The 26,835-nt window shown below is 45.1% G+C and carries 23 protein-coding genes; 14 read left to right on the top strand and 9 right to left on the bottom strand.

What is annotated here, in order from left to right:
• Positions 1–8: 8 nt before the first annotated feature.
• Positions 9–674, bottom strand: a complete 666-nt coding sequence (locus V144x_RS20515; protein WP_144987657.1) for a response regulator transcription factor — start codon at positions 672–674, stop codon at positions 9–11.
• Between the two features lie 461 nt (positions 675–1,135).
• Between V144x_RS20515 and V144x_RS20510 the strand changes: the two genes are divergently transcribed.
• Positions 1,136–2,335, top strand: coding sequence for an aminotransferase class V-fold PLP-dependent enzyme (locus tag V144x_RS20510; protein WP_144987655.1), 1,200 nt, complete (start codon positions 1,136–1,138; stop codon positions 2,333–2,335).
• A gap of 67 nt (positions 2,336–2,402) precedes the next feature.
• Here the strand turns inward: V144x_RS20510 and V144x_RS20505 are convergent, their stop codons facing one another.
• The gene (locus V144x_RS20505) at positions 2,403–3,650 is read right to left on the bottom strand and encodes a hypothetical protein (RefSeq protein WP_144987653.1); all 1,248 of its coding nucleotides are present in this window, start codon (positions 3,648–3,650) and stop codon (positions 2,403–2,405) included.
• A gap of 253 nt (positions 3,651–3,903) precedes the next feature.
• On the opposite strand from V144x_RS20505, the gene V144x_RS20500 reads away from it, so the two are divergent.
• The 4 genes from V144x_RS20500 (at position 3,904) to V144x_RS20485 (ending at position 8,805) form a co-directional block, all read left to right on the top strand.
• Complete coding sequence (locus tag V144x_RS20500) at positions 3,904–4,353, top strand: GntR family transcriptional regulator (protein WP_144987651.1); 450 nt, start codon at positions 3,904–3,906, stop codon at positions 4,351–4,353.
• Positions 4,354–4,373: 20 nt separating this feature from the next.
• Positions 4,374–5,288: an ABC transporter ATP-binding protein gene (locus V144x_RS20495; RefSeq protein WP_144987649.1), complete on the top strand. Its 915-nt coding sequence runs from the start codon at positions 4,374–4,376 to the stop codon at positions 5,286–5,288.
• Positions 5,289–5,332: 44 nt separating this feature from the next.
• Positions 5,333–6,988: a hypothetical protein gene (locus V144x_RS20490; protein ID WP_144987647.1), complete on the top strand. Its 1,656-nt coding sequence runs from the start codon at positions 5,333–5,335 to the stop codon at positions 6,986–6,988.
• A gap of 197 nt (positions 6,989–7,185) precedes the next feature.
• Entirely contained in the window at positions 7,186–8,805 is a 1,620-nt protein-coding gene (locus V144x_RS20485; RefSeq protein ID WP_144987645.1) for a protein adenylyltransferase SelO, read from the top strand.
• Positions 8,806–8,810: 5 nt separating this feature from the next.
• Here the strand turns inward: V144x_RS20485 and V144x_RS20480 are convergent, their stop codons facing one another.
• The gene (locus tag V144x_RS20480; RefSeq protein WP_144987643.1) at positions 8,811–9,224 is read right to left on the bottom strand and encodes a methionine-R-sulfoxide reductase; all 414 of its coding nucleotides are present in this window, start codon (positions 9,222–9,224) and stop codon (positions 8,811–8,813) included.
• Positions 9,225–9,252: 28 nt separating this feature from the next.
• A complete protein-coding gene (locus tag V144x_RS20475; RefSeq protein ID WP_144987641.1) occupies positions 9,253–10,338 on the bottom strand; it encodes a class I SAM-dependent methyltransferase in 1,086 nt (361 codons plus the stop codon).
• Positions 10,339–10,891: 553 nt separating this feature from the next.
• On the opposite strand from V144x_RS20475, the gene V144x_RS20470 reads away from it, so the two are divergent.
• Both V144x_RS20470 and V144x_RS20465 read left to right on the top strand, forming a co-directional pair.
• On the top strand, positions 10,892–11,341 hold the full coding sequence (locus V144x_RS20470; protein WP_144987639.1) for a hypothetical protein: 450 nt from the start codon (positions 10,892–10,894) through the stop codon (positions 11,339–11,341).
• A 293-nt stretch (positions 11,342–11,634) separates the two neighbouring features.
• Positions 11,635–12,393, top strand: a complete 759-nt coding sequence (locus V144x_RS20465; RefSeq protein ID WP_197998550.1) for a deiodinase-like protein — start codon at positions 11,635–11,637, stop codon at positions 12,391–12,393.
• Positions 12,394–12,425: 32 nt separating this feature from the next.
• Here V144x_RS20465 and V144x_RS20460 read toward each other — a convergent pair whose 3' ends face one another.
• The gene (locus tag V144x_RS20460) at positions 12,426–13,550 is read right to left on the bottom strand and encodes a prenyltransferase/squalene oxidase repeat-containing protein (RefSeq protein WP_144987635.1); all 1,125 of its coding nucleotides are present in this window, start codon (positions 13,548–13,550) and stop codon (positions 12,426–12,428) included.
• A 226-nt stretch (positions 13,551–13,776) separates the two neighbouring features.
• Between V144x_RS20460 and V144x_RS20455 the strand changes: the two genes are divergently transcribed.
• The 3 genes from V144x_RS20455 to V144x_RS20445 all read left to right on the top strand — a co-directional run bounded on the left by V144x_RS20455 (position 13,777) and on the right by V144x_RS20445 (position 17,310).
• Positions 13,777–14,832, top strand: coding sequence for a C45 family autoproteolytic acyltransferase/hydolase (locus V144x_RS20455; protein WP_144987633.1), 1,056 nt, complete (start codon positions 13,777–13,779; stop codon positions 14,830–14,832).
• Between the two features lie 132 nt (positions 14,833–14,964).
• Positions 14,965–15,357, top strand: coding sequence for a BlaI/MecI/CopY family transcriptional regulator (locus V144x_RS20450; RefSeq protein ID WP_144987631.1), 393 nt, complete (start codon positions 14,965–14,967; stop codon positions 15,355–15,357).
• A 3-nt stretch (positions 15,358–15,360) separates the two neighbouring features.
• Positions 15,361–17,310, top strand: coding sequence for a M56 family metallopeptidase (locus tag V144x_RS20445; RefSeq protein WP_144987629.1), 1,950 nt, complete (start codon positions 15,361–15,363; stop codon positions 17,308–17,310).
• A 172-nt stretch (positions 17,311–17,482) separates the two neighbouring features.
• Here the strand turns inward: V144x_RS20445 and V144x_RS20440 are convergent, their stop codons facing one another.
• Positions 17,483–18,193, bottom strand: coding sequence for a DNA alkylation repair protein (locus V144x_RS20440; RefSeq protein ID WP_144987627.1), 711 nt, complete (start codon positions 18,191–18,193; stop codon positions 17,483–17,485).
• A gap of 157 nt (positions 18,194–18,350) precedes the next feature.
• Complete coding sequence (locus V144x_RS20435; protein WP_144987625.1) at positions 18,351–19,085, bottom strand: helix-turn-helix transcriptional regulator; 735 nt, start codon at positions 19,083–19,085, stop codon at positions 18,351–18,353.
• A gap of 288 nt (positions 19,086–19,373) precedes the next feature.
• On the opposite strand from V144x_RS20435, the gene V144x_RS20430 reads away from it, so the two are divergent.
• Together V144x_RS20430 and V144x_RS20425 are read left to right on the top strand one after the other, a co-directional pair.
• Positions 19,374–20,399 carry a DNA alkylation repair protein gene (locus V144x_RS20430; protein WP_197998549.1) on the top strand — a complete coding sequence of 342 codons (1,026 nt, stop codon included), beginning with the start codon at positions 19,374–19,376 and terminating at the stop codon, positions 20,397–20,399.
• Positions 20,400–20,468: 69 nt separating this feature from the next.
• Positions 20,469–20,795: a hypothetical protein gene (locus V144x_RS20425; RefSeq protein ID WP_144987622.1), complete on the top strand. Its 327-nt coding sequence runs from the start codon at positions 20,469–20,471 to the stop codon at positions 20,793–20,795.
• 84 nt (positions 20,796–20,879) lie between these two features.
• On the opposite strand, the gene V144x_RS20420 is transcribed toward V144x_RS20425, so the two are convergent.
• Complete coding sequence (locus tag V144x_RS20420) at positions 20,880–22,436, bottom strand: hypothetical protein (protein WP_144987620.1); 1,557 nt, start codon at positions 22,434–22,436, stop codon at positions 20,880–20,882.
• Positions 22,437–22,733: 297 nt separating this feature from the next.
• On the opposite strand from V144x_RS20420, the gene V144x_RS20415 reads away from it, so the two are divergent.
• Both V144x_RS20415 and V144x_RS20410 read left to right on the top strand, forming a co-directional pair.
• Positions 22,734–24,665 carry a protein kinase domain-containing protein gene (locus tag V144x_RS20415; protein WP_144987618.1) on the top strand — a complete coding sequence of 644 codons (1,932 nt, stop codon included), beginning with the start codon at positions 22,734–22,736 and terminating at the stop codon, positions 24,663–24,665.
• Between the two features lie 42 nt (positions 24,666–24,707).
• Positions 24,708–25,334 (top strand): RNA polymerase sigma factor, encoded by a 627-nt coding sequence (locus V144x_RS20410; RefSeq protein ID WP_144987616.1) that lies wholly within the window; start codon positions 24,708–24,710, stop codon positions 25,332–25,334.
• Positions 25,335–25,348: 14 nt separating this feature from the next.
• Here V144x_RS20410 and V144x_RS20405 read toward each other — a convergent pair whose 3' ends face one another.
• A complete protein-coding gene (locus tag V144x_RS20405; protein WP_144987614.1) occupies positions 25,349–26,506 on the bottom strand; it encodes an ATP-binding response regulator in 1,158 nt (385 codons plus the stop codon).
• Between the last annotated feature and the right edge of the window lie 329 nt (positions 26,507–26,835).

Below are 26,835 nucleotides of genomic sequence, written 5' to 3'. Positions count from 1 at the left end.
AATTGTATTCAGTTTTTTTCCAGAACCCATTGGATGGCATGTCTGGTCAATGCAGTCGCATTTTCCAGGCTCAGCTTGTGTTTGATATTTTCTCGGTAGGTTTCAACCGTCTTGGGGCTCAGATTCAGTTTGTGAGCAATTTGACGTGTTGTTTCTCCTTCCCCAATTTGTTCGAAGACCTCCAGTTCTCGGTCTGAGAGACTTTCGATAGGTGATTGGTCTGTGTAGTTATCTGATCCGATAGAACGGCAAATCATACGTTCTGTGACATTGGAACTCAAAAAGACTTTCCCTTCCAGAACTCGGTAAATCGCTTTAATCAATTGCTCCGGAGCCTGTTGTTTGTTGATATATCCCAAGGCGCCTGCGCGGATGGATCGCTCAGCAAACAGAGTTTCATCATGCATTGAAACGGTTAGCATTTTGATCTGCTTGAATTGGGATTTAATATCCTTGATCAATTCCAGGCCGCTGCCATCTTTCAGAGAAATATCCACGATGATGAGATCAGGCGGATTGTTTATGATTTGTTTGATCGCATCAACTTTACTGTCTGCTTCAGCGCAAACTTCTAAATCATCCTGTCGTTCAATCAGGCGCGAATAGCCTTCTCTGACGATGGGGTGATCATCCACGATCATCACTTGCGTCTTATGCTGATTTGATTGGCTCATTACTATTGCCCTTTAGGCCATATTCTGACTTCATATCTGCCTTGAAACAAGAGATGGAGTTAGGTTCATTGTAACGGCTGTCGTAGCGAGTCAATACTCTATTATATAATAAGATGAAATTGTTCGATAGAGTTGCAATTGAGTGTTATTATGAGCCCTTAAAATTCAGACATGTTGATTGTAGAAAGACATTTCGATCGTGGCGATGTACATGAAATTTCTATTGTAATCACAACGATTTTAAAGGTCTTTTCTGAGATAGAGTATCATGTTTTTAACTATCAAATGTTGATTAATGGCGGTAATCTAAATGACTAGTAGTTTTTCAGTTTGATTGTTGACACATCAAGGAATCGAGACTTGTTTTCATTCTGTCGAAGCCGCTTTTATTAAATTGGCAGCGTCAAGAAATATAGTTCATTTTCATGCACCAGTGAGTTTTCCCAGAAAGAAAGTTTAGGATGAATATTTATAGAAAATTGGGAGTCGAGCCGATCATTAATGCATGTGGGAGTGTGACACGATTAGGCGGCGCACCCATGTCATCTGAAGTGTTGGACTCGTTTCGTGAGGCAGCGAGTGAGTGGGTTTCTCTGGAACAGCTCCAGGCTGCGGCCTCGCGAAAAATTGCTGAGCATACAGGAACTCAAGCAGGTCTGGTTACCTCTGGATCGGCTGGCGCACTGACTCTGGGGGCAGCCGCGATACTAACTGGTCATGACTTAAAGCGGATGGAGCAACTTCCTCACTGTGAACACTTTCCACATGAATTTATCATTGCACGAGAGCAGAGAAGTGGGTATGACCATGCCGTTCGGGCTTCTGGAGCCAGATTGGTTGAAGTGGGGTTCAACGAGAATGTTTCAAATGCGGGAGTACGACGTACAGAGCAATGGGAATATGCAGCTGCGATCACAGAGAATGCAGCAGGGATTGTGTATGTACATGCGGAAGATTCGCAGCCTGCCTTAAAAGACGTTGTCGAAGTGGGGCATCAGCATGGCATTCCCGTATTGGTCGATGCCGCGGGTGAAGTGCCTCCCCGCTCTAATCTCAAAGCAATAGCCGCTACCGGAGCTGATCTGGTATCGTTTAGTGGAGGCAAGGCGATTCGAGGTCCACAGTCGACCGGGTTATTGTGTGGGACACGCGAGTTGATTTCTTCGGCTGCACTGCAGATGCTCGATATGGATGACCATAGCCAGCTTTGGCAGCCTCCGGCTGATTTTATCGATACCACGCTTTTTCAGGGATTGCCACGACACGGAATTGGCAGGGCACTCAAGGTTTCTAAAGAGGAAATTGTTGCGGTTTTGACTGCCTTAGATCTCTTTGCCTCGGGGGCGTATGACGCACAAAATTTGGAATTCCGATCTTGGCTGGAGATGATCGGAGAAGAATTGGAATTGGCAAATGTCAACGCGACCTGTTATTTGATACTGCCGGAAAGTAGCGAGCGGTGGCCTCAATTGGAAATTCAAATTGATGAATCAGCCGTGGGAACGGCTTTCGAAGTATGCCAAAAACTGCGTCAGGGATCACCGCCCGTTTATGTAGGCCATGCACGATTGCATGAAGGGCTGCTGACGATCAATCCGCTTTGTTTGACTGCAGATTACGCTCGCATATTGGCCAAACGTCTGTGTGAGGTGCTGAAGTAAAGAATCTCTCATTTCAAGAGATAAGGGGGCGAAAAAATTGTAGACGTAACGATCTTATGTTTGAAATTTAATGCTTCATTTGCTGGTTCGCAAAAGGCCAATTGCCAGGTTTATAATCGATAACCAGTTGTGGTGTTTCCAATCGCTTACCATTGGCGGCCAGGCTATGCATGGCTGCATCCAGAATTCCCGTTGTCAGTAACGTTCTTTCCACCGGATACGCAGGCTGGCCAGTATGAATCATATGTTCGATTGCTTTGAGCAAGTAGGCGAAGTGCCCGAACGGCGGGTTCAATTCCAGTTTGAACCAAGTTGCCATCGGTTTCTTTCGTCCACGCAATTTCAGAGCAACGGCATAATGGCGCCCCAGTCTGTTGACGATTGCTGCTGTACTTTTCAAGCCATCTTGATGATCGATATGAAAGAATGCACTGTCATCTTTCAGAATCTCCTCCCAGTTACCTTTTGCAACATTTGGAATTGCATCCAAAGCTGCTTGTAACATTGACCTGCTCCACTGGCCTTGTTGTTCTGATTCCCAGATTTGTCTGCCGCGAACTGCTTGTACTGCAGTCACTCCTGTTGGTCCCTTTCTATGTTCGATTAAACATTGTTGGGCTTCCAGAGTATGAAAACCATGCGCTTCGAAGTGCCCGCGGCCAATAGAGAGTACGGATTCAATCTCACAGTTCTCAGGTAGCGTCAATGCCGGTCTTCGCCAGGTGAGAGGCAATGACGAGCCGGCCATCAAGGGAAATCCCATTTGCCGAGAAGTGTCAACCATTTCTTTGGCGTCTTCCCACCGATAACCAAGATGCTTGTCATTAAAAACAGGGACCGCTTTGTTGTATTTTTTAAATGTGGCTGTGATTTCATCAAAGAATCGTTTTCGCGGATACATCTTCTGATTCGTATCGGGAGTATTGGGATAAGTTCCATGTTCACCAATACTCAATACACCAGCCACTTGTATCTGGTTTGATCCAAGTGTGATTGCTTCTTCAATGGTCGGAGCGATAGGGAATTGATATTTGAGGGACAGCGCACGGCTCAAATCCCGTTCAGGGACCTGATCGGTATAGAGTGATGCCAGATACAAATCAGGGCCCGGACCTCCTTGTTGTTTGAAACCTTCCAAGATTTTTCCAACAAGCACATCGGCGTGAGAGTTGGGAGTATATTCCGTAACGATAGCTGCAACCGGTAATTTTTTGCGCCCAGAGGTTTCGGCCGCATTTATGACGCTCGTCATCAACAAGGGCAGCGATGTCATGGAAGCCTGTTTGAGCCAGGTTCGCCGATTTATGAGAGACATGCATTACCTCCTGCTTTTCTGACTCAAGTTTGCGAATCACTCCCAGCCAAAGTAAAGGAAGAATGATTAGCTTTCTGAGAATGTATCAATGTTGGTTTATGTTAACTATGCTGATTTCGTTTTGATTCTTCAAGGTAAAAGGGAATTCAAAAAATTGCACACCATCGAAAGACAAAGTGTTACTTGTAGGAAAAGGTATTGACTCTCCAAAATATACTGTTATAGTACTGTGTACTCTTTGAGAGGGTTTATTATGCACATTCGAATTGAACGAGGTTCCTCAACGCCGATTTCCCGGCAGATTAGAGAGCAAATTCAGGCTCATTGTCTTTCAGGAACATTGAAGCCAGGGGATTGTCTGCCGTCCGTACGAAAGCTGGCACAAAGACTGGCCGTCAATGTGAATACGATCGTACGTGTCTACGAGCGACTGTCCGCGGAAGGACTGGTCGAGATGCGACACGGTGAAGGCACGTTTGTCTTGCCACAATCTGCTCTGACAGAAAATGCCCAGCAACTCGCTGAACAACGTACACAATTTCAACTAGAGTTTTCTGCAGTCGTCCATCGTGGAGTTTTATTGGGTCTTACGGCGACTGAACTACGAAAATTGTTGACAACATCGATTTCTGATGCAAAACGAGAGCTCAAAGCAGAAGCTATTACCCGGCAAAAGATCAAAACAGAATCCAATACAGCTTAATCATTCATCGGGAGTCGTTCATGTTAGAGACAGCCATTAAAATTCAGCAACTTCACAAAACGTTTGGTAAAAATGTTGTGCTTGAAAATGTTTCGTTGGAAATTCCTCGTGGTGAAACTTTGGCACTGCTGGGCAGAAACGGGGCTGGGAAAACAACAATGATTCGTATGCTGCTTGGTTTATTGAAACCAGATGGTGGATCAATGGAAATCGATGGCTGTGACCCGACCCGAGATGCGATTGAATTACGTCGCCGCGTCGGTTATCTCGCTGAAGATCAAACTATGTATGGTTGGATGACACCTATTGAACTTTGTCATTTTCTTACTCCATTTTATCCTGCCTGGCATCAGGAATTAGCCGACGATTATCTGGAACGATTTCACATTCCTCGACATCAACGGATTGAACAGCTTTCCAAAGGACAAAATGTCAAACTAGGTTTAACGTTGGCACTTGCACATCAACCCAATGTGGTGATTCTGGATGATCCTGCGTTAGGACTCGATACGATTGCCCGCAAAGAATTCAATCGTGATTTGATCGAACATTTACAGGCTTCCGGTCGAACGGTTCTATTTAGTTCGCATTTACTTGATGAAGTCGAAGCAGTCGCTGACACAGTAGCAATTCTCGATGGTGGCAGAATCATCCGCCAGTCATCGACAGAAACACTACGTAGTGAAGTCAAACGTATTGTTTTGACTTCTGATGGCATATCCCAAGTGTTACCGCCCCAAGGTCTGCGCGATGTCCAGCAATTTGAAGATCAATTTATTGTAACCGTCGATGGTGCAGCAGACTTTGTGGAGCACTTAACCGAGTTGGGAGTTGATCATGAAGTTGTCGACTTAAGTCTCGATGAGATATTTGAAGCGTTTGTTATCGGTCGCACTCAGGCTTGGCCGCAAGCAGGTACGCCGGTTGTTGTATAATGAAACAAAGTACCTTGCGTGTGATAGAATAAAGGTTCCGTTATATGGATTCGGTCTTACAATCTCTGCTCTGGAAAGAATGGCATGAGCGAAAGCGAACATTTTTTGTTTGTTTAGCCTGGATTCTAAGTGGTTTAATATATGTTGTGATTTATGAAAGCGTATTGGGTTATCGCACACCCGTTTCCAGATTCAGCATTGTCTGTATAGTTTATAGTTTGTTCATGACAGTTTTTCTGGCCATGAGGGTGTGTTTAAGTGAAGTCACACATCAATCACTTTCATTCTCCTCGACACTACCTGTTTCACTCCACCGTATCGCTGCTGTCAGATTATTATTTGCTATTTTTACTTTGGTGGGGCCAGTCTTACTGGGTGCTTTCATTCTTGCAGTGTTGTTAATATGCGGAGTTCTGCAGCAAGTGCCACCAAGCGCAGTAAGTCTTGGTTCTGGTCGTTCTATTGTCAATATTCCTGGTGTGGTTGGAACACTGCGTCCCAGTCTGGCTGCAATCCCTGCAGTTGGTTTACTTGGAAAAGTGATTTGTATAGTCGTGATTCAAATCATAGCTTCATTCATGGCGATGGTGGTAATTGGTGTCCGTTGTCGTCGCGAATCTCATGTGGGTTTTCTCGGGGCGATCATCGCGTTTCTGTGGATTCCGTTGACAGCGGTTCGAGTCATGATTCAATCTGCCGGATTCACCCAGATAGGAAATTGGATCGGCATTTTTGTTCCGCACTCATTGGCTCTGTTTTCTAGTTATGGCGATACACGCGGCATTTACCATGATATTGATATAGCCAATTGGGTCTGGATACCATTAATTCTGAATCTGGTGATTTTGTTCTGGTTGGGATTTTGGTTTACTCGACGATATGGTACACGGAAAACTTTTGTCTCATATGGTAAAAAACGTTGGTGGAATCTACCACCTCTGTTTTCCTGGATATCCTTTCCTCATCGAGGACAAACTTCTTCACTGATTTGGATTAACTTGAGGCAGTCTGTTCCATTAGTAGTCACGGGATTCGTATTGGCATGTTTGGTAGCTCTGATGACAGTGTTTTCCGAGAGTACTCCTGAAAAAGTAATGGAGATGACGGCTTATAGTCTACCGTCTACGATGTGGGTGTTGGGGATTCTTTGGGCGACAGTTGTTGGTTCGGGCGTTTTTGCTGCCGAACTTGCGCCTGATTTGGGACACTTTTGGATTTCCCGACCCATTTCGATCAACCGTTGGTTTTGGTTTAAATATTTCGTGGGGCTCTTTACCGTTTTGCTGGTTTTGGATGGGACAACAATTTTAGTCAGTTGGAATTCACTTCAAAATATTTCTTCCCAAACCACTTTCTATAACACGAATTTTTTAAGCTGGTCTTATATCGTCTGTTACCCAGTGTTGCATTCAATGATGTATTCACTGGCGGTTTTGGGAGTCTGCTGGTGGAAAAAGCCAGTGCGAGGGGCTGTGGTCGCGCTCTCCTTCTTTTTTATTGGCTCAATGGTCATGGAATCGATTCCTACAATCTCTGATTATGATCCCATCTTTGTTTACAACAATCTATTCACAGCTGAACGAGGAGGTAAATTCAATCTTGCAAACAAACATTTCCCCCTTGTATACGGAATGGTCAGCGTCATCACGCTGTTTACAGCATATCTTGCTTCGAAAAAAATCCAGCGATTGGAAGAATAATTTGAATCTCAGCAGAACCTATTCACAGAAGAGTGTTTTTGAAGGATTAAAGACACTCTTTTTCTTTTAACTGGTCCATGTTTTTGAGAAGAGACTGCCTATAATAGAAAAAATGCGCTTTCAAATTTGATAGAAATTGATCAGCTTTTTAAGACGCTTCACTTTTCTCTATTCTACCTAAACAACTAAATAGCGTTATGACACATAAACAAACGGTCCGACGTCTGGATGAGCTGCAGTTCGATAACCAATTTACACGGGAGTTGCCGGCCGATCTCGAGACAAAAAATTTTCGTCGGCAAGTCACAGAGTCCTGCTACTCGTCTGTGATGCCCACTCAAGTGGCACAACCTCAGTTAGTTGCTTATTCAAAAGAAGTCGCTGATCTGTTGGACCTGCAAATAGATCCCTCGGAGTCTGATCAGTTCGCTGCGGTTTTCGCCGGAAATCATGTGTTGGAGGGCATGGAACCGTTTGCCATGTGTTATGGCGGTCATCAGTTTGGAAACTGGGCAGGTCAATTGGGAGATGGGCGGGCCATTAATCTGGGAGAAGTGCTTAATCAACGAGAAGAACATTGGACCTTGCAACTGAAGGGCGCTGGTCCTACTCCTTATTCGCGTACAGCAGATGGTTTAGCAGTCCTGCGTTCTTCAGTTCGCGAGTTTCTGTGTAGTGAAGCCATGTTTCACCTGGGAGTTCCAACGACACGTGCTTTGAGTTTGGTGTTAACGGGTGAGCAGGTCGAACGAGATATGTTTTATGATGGACATCCCAAACTTGAACCTGGGGCCGTTGTCTGCCGTGTTGCGCCGTCGTTCCTTCGTTTTGGGAATTATGAAATATTTGCGGCCCGTGGTGATATCAAAACACTGAGCAAACTGGTCAACTATACGATTCGAACCGATTTTCCGCATCTTGGCGAGCCGAATCACGACGTCTACTTGCACTGGTTCGAAGAAGTTTGCCGTCGTACTGCGGAGATGATGGTGCATTGGATGCGCGTCGGGTTTGTGCATGGCGTCATGAACACAGACAATATGTCGATTCTTGGTTTAACCATCGATTATGGACCCTATGGTTGGCTGGAAGGTTACGACCCGAACTGGACTCCCAACACAACTGATGCTTCTGGACGTCGGTACCGATTTGGGAACCAGCCACAGATTGCACTTTGGAATCTTGTGCGACTGGCGAATGCCGTCTATCCTTTGATTGAAGATGCTGAGCCATTGCAGCAGGCATTGGATGTGTACACGGATGGTTTTGAGCAGGGTTGGCAGTCTATGATGGCAGAAAAATTGGGTCTGAGTTCGTTTCAAACCGAGACGGACCATAAAATGTTTGAAGAACTTGCAGAGGTCCTGCAGTTGGTTGAAACTGATATGACGATTTTCTTTCGTAAACTGTCATTAATAGAATCTGAAAATGGAAGTGATGAAATTGCCGATGAAATGGCGATGCTCGAACCGCTAATGGATGCTTACTACGAGCCTGAAAAAGTCACCGGAGAAGTTCGCACAAAAATTTGCGATTGGATTCTAGGTTATCAGAAGCGACTCCGCGATGAACAATCTTCTGATATAGTCAGAAGAGAAAAGATGAACCGTGTCAATCCCAAATACGTGCTACGAAACTATCTGGCACAATTGGCGATTGATAAAGCAGAGCAGGGCGATTTTTCAATGGTCAACGATTTGCTTGAGTTATTGCGACATCCGTATGACGAGCAGCCAGACCAGGACCAGCATGCTGCGAAACGTCCTGAGTGGGCGCGCAGCAGGGCTGGCTGTTCTATGCTCTCCTGTAGTTCATAGCAGATTCAGGATTGAATTTCTTTGATGACGGTTGGCAGGGATTGATGAGTGGGAATAAATTTCATCGAGATGGAATTCACACAGTGTCGCGTATTTTTTTCGGTCATATGTTCGCCCAAAAAAACATGCCCTAAATGGCCTCCACAGTTACGGCAGACGATTTCTGTGCGAGAACCATCGGTATCGGGAAGGCGTTCGACGGCTTCGGGAAGTTCATCATCAAAACTGGGCCAGCCACAGTGGCTCTCAAACTTGTCTTCACTACGATATAAGGGCGCATTGCATTGTCGACAGATGAAGGTTCCCGCTTCTTTGAGCTCTGTATATTCTCCTACGAAAGGTCGCTCGGTTCCTTTATTTATGATCACACGGGCTTCCTCAGGTGTGAGTTCATTATATTTTTGTCCGAATGACTCCATGATTCCAGTTCCTCTTTCAAAATCTTTGTTAGATTCGCGTTAGCAAGGTGGCAATCGAGATAAAATGAAACTCGTATCGCTGCGGATGATCCATCAGCAGACGTTCCATGCGTTGATAGAGTTTCTCAACGATATTTTCTTTTAGTAAATCGTCCGGCAGTGCAGCTGCAAGTACCGGTTCTGAAAAAGCACGCAGAAAACTGATATAGCTATGAGCCCAGGTTTCCCTATCGTTGGTAGAGGCAAAAACAGTATTGAAAGGCACTGGAACATCGCGTGATTCTGCATGTTCGATACGATAGGCGGCTGCTAGTTCTGGTTTGTTCCGGATGGGAGCAATTAGTTCTTCAATATCGCGATAATAAGCGGGGAAAACAAAACCTTCATAAAAACTGCGCGGTAACATATCTGCTTCGACAAAATCCAGTAAAGCATCACTGAGTACATCCATGAGCCCGTGGCCAGTAGAATGAGTTTCGTTTCTCCCAAAGATCTGGACCAGAAGCTTACCGCCGACAACTAGTTCGTCAGCCCGTGCGGCGTAAAAGTGGCATAGATCCTGATGGGCCTGATTCTGGAACGGGATCAGTTCACTGACTGACACTTCGACTCCCTCACGTGGTGCATGGGGATTGGGCTCCATCGGCAGAATAAAGTGTGGCAGCCTGTCTGCCGGTCGGGTTTCAAAAAAGCCGATGGCATTAAACGTGGTAGCCAGGTGCAGGCTTTGGGGAGGAACTAGTCTTCCGAACGCTGATCCCCCGATGGCTGCGGTATAGACGTTGGTTGCGGAAAGGCTAGGGGTCGAAGCAGGAAAGAGATTCAAAAACAGCTGATTGAAATCGTTCGTGGGGAGATCGTCGAACAAAGCCCAGACAGGCAGGTCAGATTGACGACGTACTGTTTCAATCAGATGCTTCATAGTATGGATGGCATTGGCTCCCTCCGAAGAGCCGATATCAAGAAAATTCCATGATTGCTGATTCGAGTCCGGCGCAGGTAACGCGGCAATAGCTTCTTCGAGCCAGGGAAGAAATGCATCAGAGGCAGATCGCTGTTCTTCCGAGTTAGCGTCGTAGTAACCACCGCCTTTCATACCAGTTGTTGTGGGCATGTTATTTAGTCCTGTCTACGAAACAACTCAAACTTGAGTTAACGATATGCGATTTTGAATTAGCAATTTTCAACATTCAGATTTCCACTGTAGTTCTGCCTTCAGTGTATCGAATGCAAAACCATGATTCTAGAATTGTCGTTTGGCCTCTCTAAAATTGTAGGCGATTAAGACAAACTTTAAATGAGATATTACGACACTTTTTGGTGAGTTTTGTTTCAGTAGTAGCTTGAAAAAGATCATTTTTGGAAATGCGAAAAAACGGATCTATAAACCCTGTTCTAGAAAGGTGTTTGCTTCTATTTACGATTTCAGACAAAGAGATGAGATAGATGATGTTACGTTTATCTCGGAGTACCAGATTCAAAAGTTTTTTTGACCTTTTTACCCTCGGATGTTAAATTGGTAACATCAGTTCAAAGCATTCTCATTTCACTTCCCATTGATCAAGCAAGATTAAAACAGGAGTTGCCTACGAATAGCAATCTCGTATCAAAAAAAGATGGTGTTCATTCCGAACGGGCATCTTAGCAAAATTAAGGAGGGCTTCTTTATGGCCAGAAATTCACACATTGGAAATAACACATTAATCGATATCTCGGCCTTAGAATACATTCTTCTTGGTGACTTATTAGATTTATTAGAGGAAGCCGATGGAGATGTGGGGGCCTGGAAGTGGATCTCTGAGGTACTGGATACGCTGTTGAAAACAATGCCCCGCGAATTTGAGTTACAAGATCAAGGTGGCTATATGGAGGAAGTACTTGAGGAGCATCCCAACTGGCAAGCACAGGTCAAAAATTTATATGAGGAACGTTGTGAACTACTGGTTAAGTTAAAAGAGTTGCAAATACGTATGCAGGCGGCACGTCCTCTCAAAAAGATCGCGGATGAGTTACGACACGACTTGCGAGACTGGATCTCTAGCTACATTGCACACCAGCGACACGAACGCCGACTTGTTCAAGACGCGTTCAATAACGACATCGGTACAGCCGACTAAAATACTGGCTTTCATTTCAAAGTCTCCATTGCCCTTGCAGCAAGATTTATGAGAGAGAACTTAGGTTAACCTATTCTTTCATCTGCTTAATTTCACAAAAGGAATTCCAAATCGATTGCTTCGAATGCTACTCCCTTCATTGCGCTGCTACCTATGATCATTCAACTGTAGAATTTGAAACTTTCTTTCAAAAACTGCGAAACCTGGACGGAATAATTGGGTTTAAATGATTGGTGTTTTCTTCATTATTCTCTGAATGATCGACTTAGGGTCTCTTTATGCCGAGAAAGTCCATGCAACGCACAACATCATTCTGGGTGATACCTGGCATTTTTGTTTGTACCTTCAATTTGCTGTTCGTCGACTATGTTTCGGCTCAGTCCAAGAAGGGGCGTGGTCGAGGTTTTCGTAAGCCTGGTGAAGTGATTACCCGACCCGACCGGAGTGGCGAACGTTGGGTTGATCAATTAGAAGTAGGAAATATAGCTCCCGAGTTTTCGCTTCCTCTGTTATGGCAAGATACTTCAAGCAGGAAAACGTCTCGTACACAAAAATCGGCAAATAAGAAGACGAGGCAGAATGTCACACTTCACGATTTACGAGCCAATCAACCCGTCGTGCTGATTTTTGGAAGTTTTACTTGCCCTCCTTTTCGAAATCAGTTGGAAGGAGTTGATGCCGTCTACGAACAATTTAAAGATCGTGCTCAGTTTCTGTTCGTTTATGTTCGCGAAGCCCATCCCGATTCGGTCTTGTCGGTCATCGATCAGAACGGTAAAGAGAGTTTGCGCAAGATCCCCCAACCAACAGACATGCTAACACGTGTTTCAAACGCGGCTATCTGCCAACGTACAAAGGATCTCAACATTCCGATTGCCATCGATACAATCGACAATCGTGTCGGGAAGGCATACGCAGGCAGACCCAATCGCATGGTTGTTGTAGGTACTGATGGAAAGTTTCTTTTCGTTACGGTTCCTTCGCCGCTTGGAACTGATGCACGAAGCTTGCGGAACTGGCTTTCAAAAAATCTAACGAAAAGCAGCAGTTAGTTTTGTGTGCCTATTCTGTTTTTCGTGTCGAACTACTCTGGTGATTGAGAAGTTGTTGCTAAGGCACCGCACTTGGCGAGTGCCAAAGCTGAGTAGGCTGTACCGCTATAAGAAATAAAGTGAAAGCGTGACCTTGTGTTAAGCGAACGTGTCCACCAGCGGCCAGATTCTCGTTGATGGGACAACAGCCACTTCACTGCTTTCTTGATTCGTGGATGATCTGCCGAGATGCCAGCGTCTCGCAACACGACGACTACTAAACCAGTCTGATATCCATCGCTGGATGGGTTTTGATAATCTGGTTCAGCTCGAAGACTTTCAGTACGTTTTCCCCCGCCCAAACTCTCGGGTGTCGCGAAGGTTCGGATTGACCAACCCCCGTCTTCCCGTTGATGTTTCCAAATCATGTCCACCAGACTTTGTTGTCTTTCGTCTGTTAGAAGATCCATCATACAAGTTGATGCCCATAGTAGTAGAACACCCTCATGATCGTTCTTCGGTGTTGTCTCTCTGAGATAATGTTTTAGCTTATCGATCTTTGCCAGGAGCTCTGCATCATCGAGATTAGCCAGCCAGCCTGGCGCATTCGCGACGGCCATTGCTGCCATCGCAGTGCCATGATACGTACTGGAATTCAAAGGAGGCCAACGATCTTTGACGAGAATATGTCCCCCTTCTGCCTGCATTTCAAATAAATGTCGCAAAGCAGCGTCTGCTTCAGTTGAAGTTTGTTGGCGAAACTGAGAATCCCATGCGGCCAGTCCACGGGCGATGTATGCCATTTGGACAGGCAGTGATCCTGTCCGGTCATTGTTTTCTCTCAACTCCTTTGCTTGTGCGACAACAAACGCACGCGTTTCTTTCGAGGGTGCGCCCCAATAAGGTGTTAACGCGGGACGAGTCAGCATGTAGATTCCGTGTGTATGGCAAGAGACACATTTTTTTTGCTTTGCCCACAGCGTTGCACCAAGATCAAGATGGTCTTTTACTAAATTCGAAGAAAATTGAGCAGCTTTTGGTTCGTTCGAAGTAGCCGATGGAATCGAAGCATTTTTGAATCGATATTGAAACGCAGGTGACTTTTCCTGAGCACTGGAATTATTAACGAGAATCAATACTAAGATCAATAGAGCAGCAAAACTGTGTATGCGTGTCATTCTTCACCTTGGAAGTCAGAGGCTGGCTGCAATCAGTTAAAAGGTCCAATATGCAAAATGATTCTACTTGATTTATTTTCTAGTTTATCGATTCATTTTCTCATAAGCCATGATAACATGATTCTTTAGAGTTTTTATTTTACAATAACGATTACTAACTTGAAAAATGTGACCGTCAATACACATGTAATTTCGCTATTAAACCTGCCTGTAATGAGAGACTCTCATGTCTAATGAAACCCGATACCGTGAAATCGAAATTTCTGGCACGCCTTACGAAATGGGGAGGCAATTGGGAGAAGCCGCTTGCGAAGAAGTACGTGCTTTTTGTGCCATCGCTTTAGAACGTCTGAATAAAACCGTTCAAGTAAGTTATGAAAAAGCAAAAAGCATCTCCGAAAGTTGCATCCCACTGGCTGAAAGCTATAGTCAGGATTCGGTGGATGAATTACGGGGTGTTGCAGAAGCTGTGGACTTGCCTTTATGGGAATTGATGCTTTTGCAGATTCGAAATCAATTCACAGCCGATTCGGACGCGGGTTGCACGGCGTTAAGTTTACCTGCTAATTCGGAACGGGGCATGGTCGTTGCGCAGAATTGGGATAGTGATCCAGCACTTGATCCATTCACGGTGGTTCTGACACGCCGGCCGATTGGTAAGCCTGCATTACTGAACGTGACTCAGGCTGGCTTAATAGCGTATATTGGATTCAACGATGCTGGCATCGGTGCCTGTGTGAATACACTGCCAGCACCGAGTCGATCGCTTGGGGTTCCTCATTATTTCACTTTGCGTGGTCTTTATGAAGCGAAATCGCTTGATGAAGCAGCGAATGCGATCCAACGTGCCAATCGAGCGATTCCCGTGAATATTATGTTGGCGACTCCTGAAGGACCGGTCGATATTGAAGCGTCTATTGAAAAAGTTTATGTCCTGCGTCCTGATGTAACAAGCTGGATTACACATACCAACCATTGCCTTCATCCGGAAATCTGTGAATATAACGAACAGTTCCCGGAATTGATCGAATCTCATCCCCGCAAGGCGCGCATTGATACCTTGCTAAACTCTAGTGCCAATGGAATGAACATCGATGAGATCAAAGCCGCACTCTCTGATCATGAAGATCATCCGCGTTCCATTTGTCGGCACGTCAACGATGATGATGGAACCGGATTCTGGCAAACGGTATTTTCAGTCATCATTGAACCGGAGCAAAGACGGATGCATGTTTCGCGGGGGACACCCTGTAATTCGGCTTATGAAACATATCAGCTGTAACATGTCTGGTTGAGTCGATCGTGGGAGAGGCTTATTCTTAGTTTCGCCATAGTTCAGGTTTTTCGAAAAGGTCTTGACAGATTATAGGCAAGTTGTCTATAACGGATTTGTTCAAGTTATTTCGGAGGCAATATGGCCAGGAAAAAGACTCTGCATGTGACGGATACCGAGTTTGCGGTGCTCCGTGTACTATGGCAGAACGGTAAAGAAACGGCCCGTCGGATTACCGAAGAAGTATATCCGAATTGTACGGCATCAGATTTTGCTACCGTTCATTCGATGCTCAAACGGTTGGAAGCGAAGGGGGCCGTGAAACGTGATCGGAGCACGCACCCGCATGGATTTGCCGCTGCGGTGACCGAATCAGATATTGCCGGGTTGAAACTAGCTGAATTGGCTGATCAGCTTTCGGATGGTTCGATGGCGCCGTTTATTCTGCATTTGATGGAGGCTCAAAAACTGAGTCAGGAAGATGCCGATGCGATTCGTAAAATGCTCAAAAATTACAAACCCAAGGGGTTATAAGTGATGTGGCAAACTCTATTTGAAACTGGAATCAGCAATGCGCTAGTCGCTTCAGTGATGGCTCTTCTGGTATTGGTTATCACAAGGATTTGGAAGAGTCCACATGTGGCTCATCTATTGTGGTTACTGGTGCTTGTCAAACTGGTGTCGCCGCCGCTTTGGCATGTTTCTATTCCTGTTCCACATATGTCTGCTCATTTCCCAGCAAAGGATGCTACAGAGACTTTGTCTCTGAATGAGAGTCAAATCAACTTTTCCAAACCGGAACCGCTCAAATTAGAAGAAGTTGAAACTATGAGTGGGAGTCTTGTTACACCGGTTCTGAACGATTCTCTTTCTCATTTGGATGATACAGAATTGGCCGAGCAGGGGTTTGAACTTATGGCGAGAAGTCAGCACGTCCCTTTAGCAGTGGAGGCAAGTGTTCTGCCTCACCCGGAAGGTCGGGAGAGCCTGCTTCCTTTCTTACCTGACGTTCCCGACGAGACAGTTTTGTGGTGGGTGATTCCCGGGTTGGTTTGGATGGCCGGTTCTCTGATCTGGATCATCATATTCTGTTGTCGGGTTGTTGAATTCAATCGACTCATACGTCAAACGTTGCCAGCAACAGATGAACTGAAGTCTGTCGCGGGACCGATTGCTAAAAAACTTTCTCTCAGCCGATTGCCGGATCTGCGTCTCACGGAAGCAGTGGTGAGCCCTCTGGTCTGGCCTGCTGCTTATCCGCCAAATGTCGTATTGCCGAAGCAATTAGTCGATGGAATGCATGGTAACCAACTGGCTACTATCTTGGCCCATGAATTTGCCCATCTACGGCGTGCAGATCACTGGGTGCGTTTTTTGGAAGTGGTTGTGGTTTCGCTCTATTGGTGGAATCCAATCGTCTTGTGGGTACGCCGTGAGTTGCGGGCAGCGGAAGAAGCGTGCTGTGACGCACTTGTTTTGCGAATGTATCCGGATCAATTAGCAGATTACGGAGAAGCGCTGCTACGTACCAATGAATTTATCATGTCAGACCAAGTCTCTTCGCCTGTGTTGGCAAGCGGATTTGGTCATTCCTGTTCTCTAAAACGGAGAGTTGAAATGATTTTGAAAAACGAATTCGGAAAGCCGGCATCACCGGTTGTTAAAATAATGATTTTGACGCTGGCGTTTGGGGTTTTGCCGATGGCAGCCGAAGTCGCTTTGGGGCAAAAAGAGGTTGTGCCCTCGGATCTGGATATTAATATTGAGGTCGAGCAGGACGAAGAACTCCCGGTCCCGGGGCCGAAACGCGTTCGGGTAAAGGTCAAGCCTGTTAATAAAGGTGATGAACTGGACGACAGTATTCTTCCATCTCCCGAGACTCAAGTGAACCGGCGGAAATTGATCCGTTCATCGAAAATTAAAGCTCAAAATGAAGACAGAGAAGAAGAACTCCTTTTGAGTGATGATTCTGACGAGGATGGCCACAGGCAGGCCCGTAAGAGTCATTCGGATTCATTGGAAAAACGCGTGGATCGAATGGAGTCGCTACTCAAACAGTTACTCGCGGCACAAACTCGCAAAAACGTGAGGATTCAAAGCAAAACTCAACCTCCGCATATCACAGTTTTTGGGACTCCGGAGTTGTCCCATACCGCAAGTCAGAGAAGAAATACATCAATCAAAAATACCACACCTGTTTCCGGGATTGCAATCGGTTTGCCAGGACCAACTCAGCTGCATTCACCAAAGTCACACTCGCGTTCAGGTAAGGAAATTAAAGGTCTAGGTGATCCGGCTGTGATCGAAAAAATCGTCCAACATCTGCAATACGAAAAGAGTGGCAGAGACTTAATTATGAAAAAGCAAGCTGAGATTGAGCGTCTTACAAAAGAAGTGGCACAACTCAAAGCGGCTTTCGAACAGATCGAACAACTCAAAGCGGCCCTCAAGAGAGCAGAAGAGGCTAAAGCGAAAGCAAGATATTGATCATGCAAAGCAGGGACCACTCGATGTGCTTATACAAGGTGAGACAGGTCACTGAAAAAGATTTTCAACCTTAGTAAAAAATGATGTCCGGGTAGTCCAGTTTGCCCGGACTTCTTTTTTGAGAGATTCAAGAAAAGTTTGGGTTGATGGGAAAGATTCATTCAAGTGATGATTAGCATTTAATTGTTTTGCGCTTTTTACCAACTCGACCTGCTGATTCGATCTTTTCAATGTATGTCAAGGCCTGTGGAACTTTGCACGCGGTATCGCCCATGTCGACCGACACAACACCTACTTTCTTTGCGACCTGCTTAGCCTTTTTCAACAGTGGTTTAACGTAGGAACCCACGGCTATGACAAATCCATTCATTGTGTAACGAACTTTATTAGGTGCCTGGTGAACTTCTCTGGCAACTCGATCCAAGAGCGATTTAATTTCCTCCAGATCTAAGTCTTCATCAGGTGTTGTCGCTATGATGCCAGTGTAGGTATTCCAACCACTACTCGCAATCGACTCCGTCTTGGATCGAATCCATTTCATGGCCAGCGCCTGAGCATGAGGGCTTTCGCTGGCAACTCCAGGGACAGTATACTCCGATAGCATGGCACATGTTGCTGTTTTGGCCCATGATTCCAGTTGCTTTTTTGTCATTTGTGAGCCATCAGCCACAATACCGGCTAGGTACATGGCATCGTAATTTCCTGTCTCATATAACTCGCAGGCCAGTGCTTGGTTTCCTTTGATTTTCTTGGCAATCAATTTGAGATCAGCAATCTTCACACCAAACGTGTCCTCCGGCATCCCATGACGTGCGTAGGTCTTTCGAGTCTGTGCGTCGCCTTTTTTCTTGAGCTCGACCATAACCTGTTTTACAGTTTTCATGTTATGTCACCTCACAAAGGGAAAAGATGTGATTAGTCACTCAAAATTAATCACATTCAATGTATCATAAAATAAGTAGATTATGAACTAATTCGAGCAAAAGTTGTCAGTGATTGCTGTTTTGTACTCTTTCAGTGGTCATCGGGTCTCCTTTGAGTTATATCGAAGAGGCAAAATCTTCAATCGATTCCATCAGCTTTTTCTCATTGATCAATCGAAATGAATTTTCGATTGTTTTTGCTGTTCTGATACGATCCAGTCTGAAGCATCTGGCATCGTTTCGAAGATGATCCCAGGCCATTACATACCACACAGGCCAATTCAGAAGTAAATAATGTGGTTCAATGATGCGCTTCGTTTTTTTCTTTTCGGCATCTTCATAAGTAATTTTGAGTTCCTTCATTTCAAAGAACGCTTCGTATACAGCATGCCCCTTAATCGCCGCCACGTTTTGAAAATCCTCCAAAACCTGTTGAGAGGCCAATTCGCCGACCAGAATTCTTCTCCTTAAGGCTTGGATTCTATCTCTTTGTTCCTGTGGGAAAGAGACAGATATCTTATGTCGAATTGCTTTTAAATTTCCAAGAAAGATAGGAGAGCCAATTTTTTCCATGACTGCCATACTGAGCAATAAGTCGATCACCTCACGGTAATTGAGATTGAGCCGGCCAATTCCCCAATGGCGGCGCAGCCATATACCCCCACCGCGTCCCTGACTTGCTTCTATGGGGTAACCTTTGTCTCTTAATACATCCAGATCGCGCATCAAAGTGCGAGGAGTTACAGAAAGGCGATTGGCAAGGTCGGAAACAGTGTAGAATTCTCCTGCTTTGAGCAAGCCAATGAGTTCATCAAGGCGTTCGAGTCTGGATAGTATTTTTTTACGTCCCATGTATAAAATATGACATATTTTGTCTTATTAGTCAATTATCATTCATCATCGAAAATCAAACCAATTCAGTGTGTGCTGTTTTGATGTCTTAGAAAATAGTTCTAATGAGTTACTTTTATCATTTTAAACTGACTAAGTAACTTTCGATCAGAAATAAAAGTGTAATTCTAGAATAGGAACGAGATGATTGAGCCGTTTAAAAACATGTTTAACAAAAAAATAATTGTTGCTATGGGGGCACATTTTCAGAGGGCCTGGCCTGACTTTGATTGCAGTGGGTTTACGAAAATGTCGACTAAAGGTCTCAAAAAATTAGAGCTTAAAGAACGCTCCGCACAAATTACTGAAGCGCTTTGCACTTTTTTGCCTCGTGATTTTGAAAAAGCGGCTTCCGTGATGTTGAGCAGTCTTGCTGAGGAGAATGGAGGTGATGTTGACGATCCAGTCAACGCAGAAAGTGGTATCTCTGGTTGGGGGGTGATGCCTATGGTGGAATATGTCGGCCTTCAGGGACTTGAGCACTTTGACCTTTCCATGTCTTTGTTTAAGGAAATGACCAAGCGGTTTACTTCTGAATTTGGCATTCGACATTTTCTTTTAGCAGAGCCCAGACGCACTTTATCTGTGCTGAAAAAATGGGCCAAAGATTCGAACTATCATGTACGTCGTCTGGTTTCGGAAGGCACGCGTCCACGTCTTCCCTGGGCGATGCAATTACCCGGTTTCATTGATGACCCAACCCCTATTTTGGCACTACTTGAAATCTTGAAGGACGACAAGGAAGAATATGTACGACGTTCTGTTGCCAATAATTTGAATGATATTGCCAAAGATCATCCGGATCTTGTGGCAGAAATTGCGAAAAGGTGGATGAAAGATGCAGAAAAAAATAGAGAAAAATTAGTGCGGCATGCTTGTCGTACCTTGATCAAGCAGGGACACCAGAAGACTTTAAAAGCGCTTGGATACGGCACACTCAGAGCAGAGCTTGAAACGTTTGATATTTTGACGCCATCTGTCAATTTTGGTAATGAGCTCAAGTTTGAAATTTCTTTGCGATCTACTTCCACAAGACCTCAGAATTTGATCATTGATTATGCAATTCATCATCAAAAAGCAAATGGGACCACTACTCCTAAGGTCTTTAAATGCAAAACAGGAATTCTGGAACCTTCTTCAACACTCAATGTCTCACGAAAACATCCGCTCAAAAAAATTACGACACGAGTTTATTATCCAGGCACACACCGCATTGAAATTTTTGTGAATGGGTCTTCATTTGGTGCTAAAGATTTCGAGTTAATCATGCCGTAAAAAGAAATTTATTGTCAACGATGAGTCATTTCAAATAGCCAAACTAATATTTAAAGAAAGAGTTCTATTATGATTATGTCTGAAAAAGTGATTGTGGAATGGGCTCCTTTTACTCTTGCCGAAGGTATCAGTGAGCCGGCGTTGCTAAAGGCCTCTGAAGCTTTACAGGAGGGTTTCCTGCGCAAACAAAAGGGGTTCTTGAGAAGAGACTTACTGAAACGTGAGGGACGACAATGGGTCGATGTCATTCACTGGGCCAGTAAGGAGGATGTATCGGCTGCCATGGAAGCTGTAAATGAAAGTCCAAACTGCCAAGCCTATTTCCAATTGATGGAAAACATAGAAGCTGCTGAAGGGGATATGGTCCATTTCATAAAAGTACGCAGTTGGGAGTAGCACGGTTTAAAGTGAAACATCCAAGACAACTCTTATCGAATTGTCTTGGATGCATTCTTTTTCAGATTTGTACGAGACTTGCGATTAAGAATTGACGTTCAACAATCCACAGGCTTCTGCATAACCAGGAGATGGTTTACCATATTCGCTGGCAGTGACACGAGCAAGGCCTACGAGTTGGCGCCAACGGAACGCTGCTCGCGTATTACGGAATTCCTCATTCACCGTGCTGTAATACTTTTCGGCGTGCAAGGCACCATCTTCGCTGGTGGCGTATCGCAGCAAAAGATCGAATACCGGACGCGCGCTATGTCCAAGTTCTCCATAACGATGAACCACAGCTGCAGCACGGAACTGGTCCTTATCGCGAATGGCGGCTTCTACTTCTTGAATCAGTGTTGCTGGATTCTTTGACGTAATCTGCTCAATCTGTTCATCGAGCGGATAAGATACCGCATTCAGTTTGCTTTTGTATCTGCCAGTGGCTGTATGATAAGCCCCAACAATTAAGCTAGCGAGCATATTCCGCTTGTTGCTTACACGGGCAATATTCCGCCAGGCGTTGGCCGAATCGGAAGCATGTACGCCAACAGAATCCCCATGTACGCTGCCAATCGGTTTATCGGGGCGTGCCTTCGTGCGACCCTGGTCGTGCAGGACCAGAGCATTCGAGGCGAGGGAGATTGCCTCTCCGATTGCTTCAGGATCAAAACCTTCTGCCAGGGCCGCAGCAGCAGCGTCGGCGGCTTGTTCTGAGCTGCCATGGTAGATCGTTTGAGCGAGCGATTCTACCCAGGCATCATCTGCTTTTCGCTTCCCAATTGGTTTACTGAGCAAACGGTATTGGTCAAGAAGCATGGGAAGCACGGTCCGAATTTTTGATGGTTGACGCTTCGAGTTGACAATACCTTGTTCCGCTTTCACACAGAACCTGACCGATTGACGAAGGAGGCTGTGTGCGTGTTCTTGGCCGACCATATCGAGCATTGCCCACGCGCGCCAGGACAAAACAACACGATGAACGTTGAGTTCATCCTGAATCGCGAACTGTAAATGGTTGAAGGCTTCACCAATGGGCCCTTGCGCCTGTGCGGCGAATATACCTTCGGCTTTGTCGTAATCAGCACTACGAGTTGCTGCCTGCAACAGTGGTCCACCGGCACTCCCTTTCGGCAGAGTTGTTGCCTTCACAGGATGGAGGACTTCATTTTTGTGGTGCCCCGTTTCCTGAATCCGTGAGGTGTTTCGATAGAGTACTTTCAATACGGGAAGTGGCTTGAGTTCCGTAGGCAGTTGTTGGGCCATCTGGTAGGCAGGTGCAAGCGCCATAAACGTATGAAATCCTGTATAATCCTGGCCGCCAAATGATCGCGTATTTGCAAGAGCGGCAGCCGATATTAAAGTCTGCAAATCGGTACCAGAATTTAATTTTTTGACCAGCATTGTTTGCAGTTTATTGAGCGGTGTTTCCTGCAAGGCTGCGACCAGGGGTTCCATGTTCCCAAAAGTAAGCTTCTTAGAGTCATCATCAGCGAAAGCAGGAGAAAGTCCGAGATCAAGCGCGAGTGATGACCCTACGCTTCCGATCAACATACCTCGTCCGATGTCTGCCAGAAATTCGCGGCGGCTGTTCGAGTTCATTTTGTTTCTCCTACTAATGTGATGGATCGAAAATGATAAGCACGGATCCAATTTTCCTATTGCCGAAAACAGAGTCGAAGTCTACAGATTTCCTGCTATATAAGATAACGCAGACGCGTTACATCGTTCCTTTATGAGTTATGTAGGAGGGGACCTCTGCTTATGAACTGTAATATGCTAAGTCTTTCATTAGAAATTGCTTACGACAAATTGCTTCGCGAATGTAACGCTTGTGCGTTATTATCATTTGGAGTACTACAAACGAGTTCGGTAAGATAGGACATAAGGAGTTAATTCATGGCGTCTTCGATTTGTCCGAGAGCTGATGAACTGAAAGCCTTTGCTGTCGGTGATCTTCCTGAAGCAAAGTTGGAAAAGATTGCAGCCCATGTCACTGATTGCCAACATTGTGATTCTTCACTTCAGAATTTAGATGAATATGCCGACGGTCTTGTGACTGAGCTAAAATTCCTCAATGCGGATCGAGCTGAGGATCAAACACTTAATGTTCCACAAAAACTGGTTGAAGTGGCCAGGAGTGTTGGTTACCAGTATGAAGATGGCGAATGTTCTGATGTTTTACTCGATTCAGGACATCGACTGGCTCGCAAACTGGCCGAAGGACCATGCCGATTGGGACGATTCGAACTGGAAGCTGAGCTGGGAGTTGGTTCATTCGGTTATGTTTTTCGAGCCAGGGATGTTGAGCTAGACCGAATTGTCGCTTTAAAAGTACAACGTGCTGGGATTTTTGCCGACGATGAAGAAATCGAACGCTTCTTCCGCGAGGCTCGCAGTGCGGCTCAGCTCAAACATCCAGCGATCGTCGCAATCTACGACACGGGCCACACTGAAGAAGATGTCTGTTATCTCGTTACTGAATACATTGAAGGTGAAACCCTAGAAAGCCAGATACAGGCTGGTAATATCGACCATAATCGTGCTGCTGAGTTAGTCGCTGAGATCGCAGATGCGTTGGCCTATGCACACGAACATCACGTGATCCATCGAGATATGAAACCATCAAATATCTTGATTGATGCCGAAGGTCACCCCCACATTGCAGACTTTGGACTAGCGAAGCGCGATAACGGCGACACGATGACTTCCGAAGGCCGTGTCATGGGGACGCCTGCGTATATGTCTCCCGAACAAGCGCGAGGTGAATCGCATGAGGTAAACGTTCACAGCGACATTTATAGTCTTGGGGTCATCCTCTACGAAATACTCACGGGCGAACGGCCTTTTCAGGGAAATCGACGGATGCTCCTGCTGCAGGTACTCGAAGATGAACCACGTTTTCCAAGACAACTGAATGACCAAATTCCCCATGATTTAGAAACAATCTGCATGAAAGCGATGGCGAAAGCTCCTGCGCGAAGGTATCAGAGTTCTCGTGAATTTGCCGATGATTTGCATCGTTTCCTTGCTAAGGAACCAATTCTCGCGCGTCCGGAAGGATACGGCGAACGATTATGGCGCTGGTGTCGTCGGTATCCTTTTGCAGTCAGCCTGTTCTTGGCAGTCGCTATAGGATCGGGAGTGGGAATTGTCTATCTATCGAGCTTGTCCGAGTATTTTGTGAGGCAAACGGCTCTCGAAGGTGCGCGGATGGAAGCGGCTATGTTGGACGAGACCTGGAGATTTTACAGTGAGTTGATTGATGGGTTAAATCGAAATAAAGTTGATGTGCGAATTTCACCACATTATACACCTCAAGATGGCATATTACCGCTACCAGCAACGTTTGCCATCGACATGGGAGAGCGCATCAGCCACACTGATGAAAATTTGAGCGCCCGTATTTATAGTCGCTACCCATGGCCGAACAGAAAAGACGGTGGCCCTCAAGACGAATTTGAACGCAAAGCATTGGATTGGTTGGAAGAAAATCGGAATGGTTCTGCGCAGCAATTTAAAGAGTATTACGAATTTCGTGAGATCGACGGACATCGTTGGTTATTATTTGCCAAGCCTCGTCTGATGGAAAAAAGCTGTCTCAACTGCCATAACGACGCCAAGAGTAAAAGCCCCAAGAAGGATTGGCATGTTGGTGAGGTCGGTGGTGTTTTCAAAATTGGACGTCGACTCGACCGTGACATCGAAGCTACGAGAACTGGCCTTCGCGGAGCGTTCATCTTGATGACCTGTATTGCAGTTGTTCTGTTGGTGATCGGAGTTTGTGTCGTGAGTGCCAAATCACGTCGCAGCCGTTCTTTTCGATTGTGATACTCAACTTTTAGAATACTCAGCATTAAAGTAGAAAACGATATGACTCGAACCGATGACTCACAAAAAAATAGTGTGCGAGTTGGTTCTGTCTCAACATCTCGAAGTCTGTTGTGCAGGCTGAAAGAAAATGACTCGAAGGCTTGGGATAGTCTGGTCGAGTTATACGCACCTTTGGTATTTTATTGGTGCCGGCGGCTCAATGTACCAGAACAGGATATCGTCGATATTTTTCAGGATGTATTTCAGTCACTTGCCAAGAACATTAATCAGTTCCATAAGGATCGTCCCGGGGATACGTTTCGTGGTTGGATGCGGACGATTACACGTAACAAAGCCTATGATCACTTTCGTAAAACCGGTCGCCAACCAGGAGCGATCGGTGGTACCGAAGCCTACAAAACACTTTCACAATTTCCTGATGTCGAATGGGACGACGATCAAAGTGATGGCAATGAGATCCACGACAGTTTATTTCTTCATTCGCTCGAACTGATCCGCGAGGATTTTGCCAAACAGACTTGGGAAGCATTTTGGCAAGTTGTTGTGGAAGGGAAGACTCCCAGGGAAGTCGGTGAGGATCTGTCAATGCGCCCTGGGACCGTGCGTGTTGCCAAATCGCGAGTCCTTCATCGCTTGAGGCAGGAACTGGGTGATGTTCTGGATTAAATACAATTTTCAAATTAGTCTAAAAGTCGGGTATGGTTCATTTCAAATTGTCCCTGGAGCTTATGATTAGTTTGAGGTATCGGTTTGGGGAGTGTGAAGAAAAAAGTAGAACCCTTATTGCCAGAAGATTCAACCCAGACTTTTCCCTGATGTGCTTCAATGATTTTTTTGACCATCGCCAGTCCCAATCCTGTTCCCTCATAGTCACAAGTGTTGACAGCACGTACTAAGGGATTAAAAATTCTTTGCTGTTCTTTTTCAGGAATTCCAATTCCATTGTCTTCGACCATGACAACAACAAACTGGTCTTCATTTTTTGTGCTAATGCGTATGACAGGTGCATGATCTTTTACATATTTGCATGCGTTACCAATGAGATTCTGAAAGACGGTCGCCATCAAATCTGAGTCAGCATAAACGTTATCCAAGTGGTCAATATCTATGGTTGCATTTTGATCTCGAATCTGCAATTCCAGAAGCTGGCATACAGAATTCAAGACTTTGTCGAGAGAAATTTGTTCTCGGTGCAAACTTTTATGCCCCAGCATAGAAAATTCAAGTAAATCATCGATCAGTTTTTTAAGACGACCGGCGATTGAAGGCAAACTATGGAGCATTTCCCGTACAGAAGATTCCATCTGGTTTCCTGCTTCGTCAATCACAATTTCACTGATCATCTTGATGTTTCCCAAAGGAGCTTTTAAATCATGTGAAGCAGCCCTGGCAAATGCCTGTAAATTGTCGATTTGAAGTGCAAGAGACTGTATTTGCCGCTTGCGTTCGAGAGAGTGAAAAATTGCACGAGAAAGTAGTGGCTTGGAGATCTCGCCTTTAATTAGATAATCTTGTGCTCCTTTTTGAATGGCTGTGTAACAGAGAGCTTCATTCTCCCATGTCGATAAGACAATGATTGGGATGGCGGGGGATGTTTTTTGAATCACTGAAATCAAATCGAGAGCAGAATTATTAGGTAAACTCAGATCAAGAAATACAACCGAGTAGTTATCTTTTTTCAGACAATCACATGCTTCATCTGTCGATGTGACGTGTGTTACTCTATCATTTTTACTATTGCTGATTTCATTCAACTGAGCAATGACTCTTTTGGCACGTTCTGTTTTCGCTTTCACCAAAAGCACCTTGAGCTTTTCAAGTTGATTGTCAACATTCATGTAAAAATCGCCTGCTTTAAAAGATGAAATATTATGAAATAATTAATAATAAAAAGCATTTATAAAACCTGAGAGTAATCTAAGTGAATCACCTTTTTTGCGAAACTGATGCTATGATTATCGTAAACGTAAGTTAGAGTTTGTGCTCATCAGAATCGGAATGTTATGTGAAGTACGCTTGCCTCAAAATGTCAGAGTTCTCAAGTTGTCACTTGTGAAGTTAAATTGAGTTTAGTTGTCAATGACTGAATGTAAGTTCTGATACAACTGGTGCCAGTACGATACAAGACGTTGAGCTGATAGAAAGAGGTGATCAAAATCTTACGAGT

Origin of the sequence: Gimesia aquarii (assembly GCF_007748195.1) — a bacterium.
GTDB lineage: Bacteria > Planctomycetota > Planctomycetia > Planctomycetales > Planctomycetaceae > Gimesia > Gimesia aquarii.
Note: the sequence above shows the minus strand (reverse complement) of the source record. Positions and strands in the feature narration are given on the sequence as shown.

Excerpts from the sequence above, each read along its gene's own strand:
- V144x_RS20515 (WP_144987657.1), bottom strand. The coding sequence starts at position 674 with ATGAGCCAATCAAATCAGCATAAGACGCAAGTGATGATCGTGGATGAT.
- V144x_RS20510 (WP_144987655.1), top strand. The coding sequence starts at position 1,136 with ATGAATATTTATAGAAAATTGGGAGTCGAGCCGATCATTAATGCATGT.
- V144x_RS20505 (WP_144987653.1), bottom strand. The coding sequence starts at position 3,650 with ATGTCTCTCATAAATCGGCGAACCTGGCTCAAACAGGCTTCCATGACA.
- V144x_RS20500 (WP_144987651.1), top strand. The coding sequence starts at position 3,904 with ATGCACATTCGAATTGAACGAGGTTCCTCAACGCCGATTTCCCGGCAG.
- V144x_RS20495 (WP_144987649.1), top strand. The coding sequence starts at position 4,374 with ATGTTAGAGACAGCCATTAAAATTCAGCAACTTCACAAAACGTTTGGT.
- V144x_RS20490 (WP_144987647.1), top strand. The coding sequence starts at position 5,333 with ATGGATTCGGTCTTACAATCTCTGCTCTGGAAAGAATGGCATGAGCGA.
- V144x_RS20485 (WP_144987645.1), top strand. The coding sequence starts at position 7,186 with ATGACACATAAACAAACGGTCCGACGTCTGGATGAGCTGCAGTTCGAT.
- V144x_RS20480 (WP_144987643.1), bottom strand. The coding sequence starts at position 9,224 with ATGGAGTCATTCGGACAAAAATATAATGAACTCACACCTGAGGAAGCC.
- V144x_RS20475 (WP_144987641.1), bottom strand. The coding sequence starts at position 10,338 with ATGCCCACAACAACTGGTATGAAAGGCGGTGGTTACTACGACGCTAAC.
- V144x_RS20470 (WP_144987639.1), top strand. The coding sequence starts at position 10,892 with ATGGCCAGAAATTCACACATTGGAAATAACACATTAATCGATATCTCG.
- V144x_RS20465 (WP_197998550.1), top strand. The coding sequence starts at position 11,635 with ATGCAACGCACAACATCATTCTGGGTGATACCTGGCATTTTTGTTTGT.
- V144x_RS20460 (WP_144987635.1), bottom strand. The coding sequence starts at position 13,550 with ATGACACGCATACACAGTTTTGCTGCTCTATTGATCTTAGTATTGATT.
- V144x_RS20455 (WP_144987633.1), top strand. The coding sequence starts at position 13,777 with ATGTCTAATGAAACCCGATACCGTGAAATCGAAATTTCTGGCACGCCT.
- V144x_RS20450 (WP_144987631.1), top strand. The coding sequence starts at position 14,965 with ATGGCCAGGAAAAAGACTCTGCATGTGACGGATACCGAGTTTGCGGTG.
- V144x_RS20445 (WP_144987629.1), top strand. The coding sequence starts at position 15,361 with ATGTGGCAAACTCTATTTGAAACTGGAATCAGCAATGCGCTAGTCGCT.
- V144x_RS20440 (WP_144987627.1), bottom strand. The coding sequence starts at position 18,193 with ATGAAAACTGTAAAACAGGTTATGGTCGAGCTCAAGAAAAAAGGCGAC.
- V144x_RS20435 (WP_144987625.1), bottom strand. The coding sequence starts at position 19,085 with ATGGGACGTAAAAAAATACTATCCAGACTCGAACGCCTTGATGAACTC.
- V144x_RS20430 (WP_197998549.1), top strand. The coding sequence starts at position 19,374 with ATGTCGACTAAAGGTCTCAAAAAATTAGAGCTTAAAGAACGCTCCGCA.
- V144x_RS20425 (WP_144987622.1), top strand. The coding sequence starts at position 20,469 with ATGATTATGTCTGAAAAAGTGATTGTGGAATGGGCTCCTTTTACTCTT.
- V144x_RS20420 (WP_144987620.1), bottom strand. The coding sequence starts at position 22,436 with ATGAACTCGAACAGCCGCCGCGAATTTCTGGCAGACATCGGACGAGGT.
- V144x_RS20415 (WP_144987618.1), top strand. The coding sequence starts at position 22,734 with ATGGCGTCTTCGATTTGTCCGAGAGCTGATGAACTGAAAGCCTTTGCT.
- V144x_RS20410 (WP_144987616.1), top strand. The coding sequence starts at position 24,708 with ATGACTCGAACCGATGACTCACAAAAAAATAGTGTGCGAGTTGGTTCT.
- V144x_RS20405 (WP_144987614.1), bottom strand. The coding sequence starts at position 26,506 with ATGAATGTTGACAATCAACTTGAAAAGCTCAAGGTGCTTTTGGTGAAA.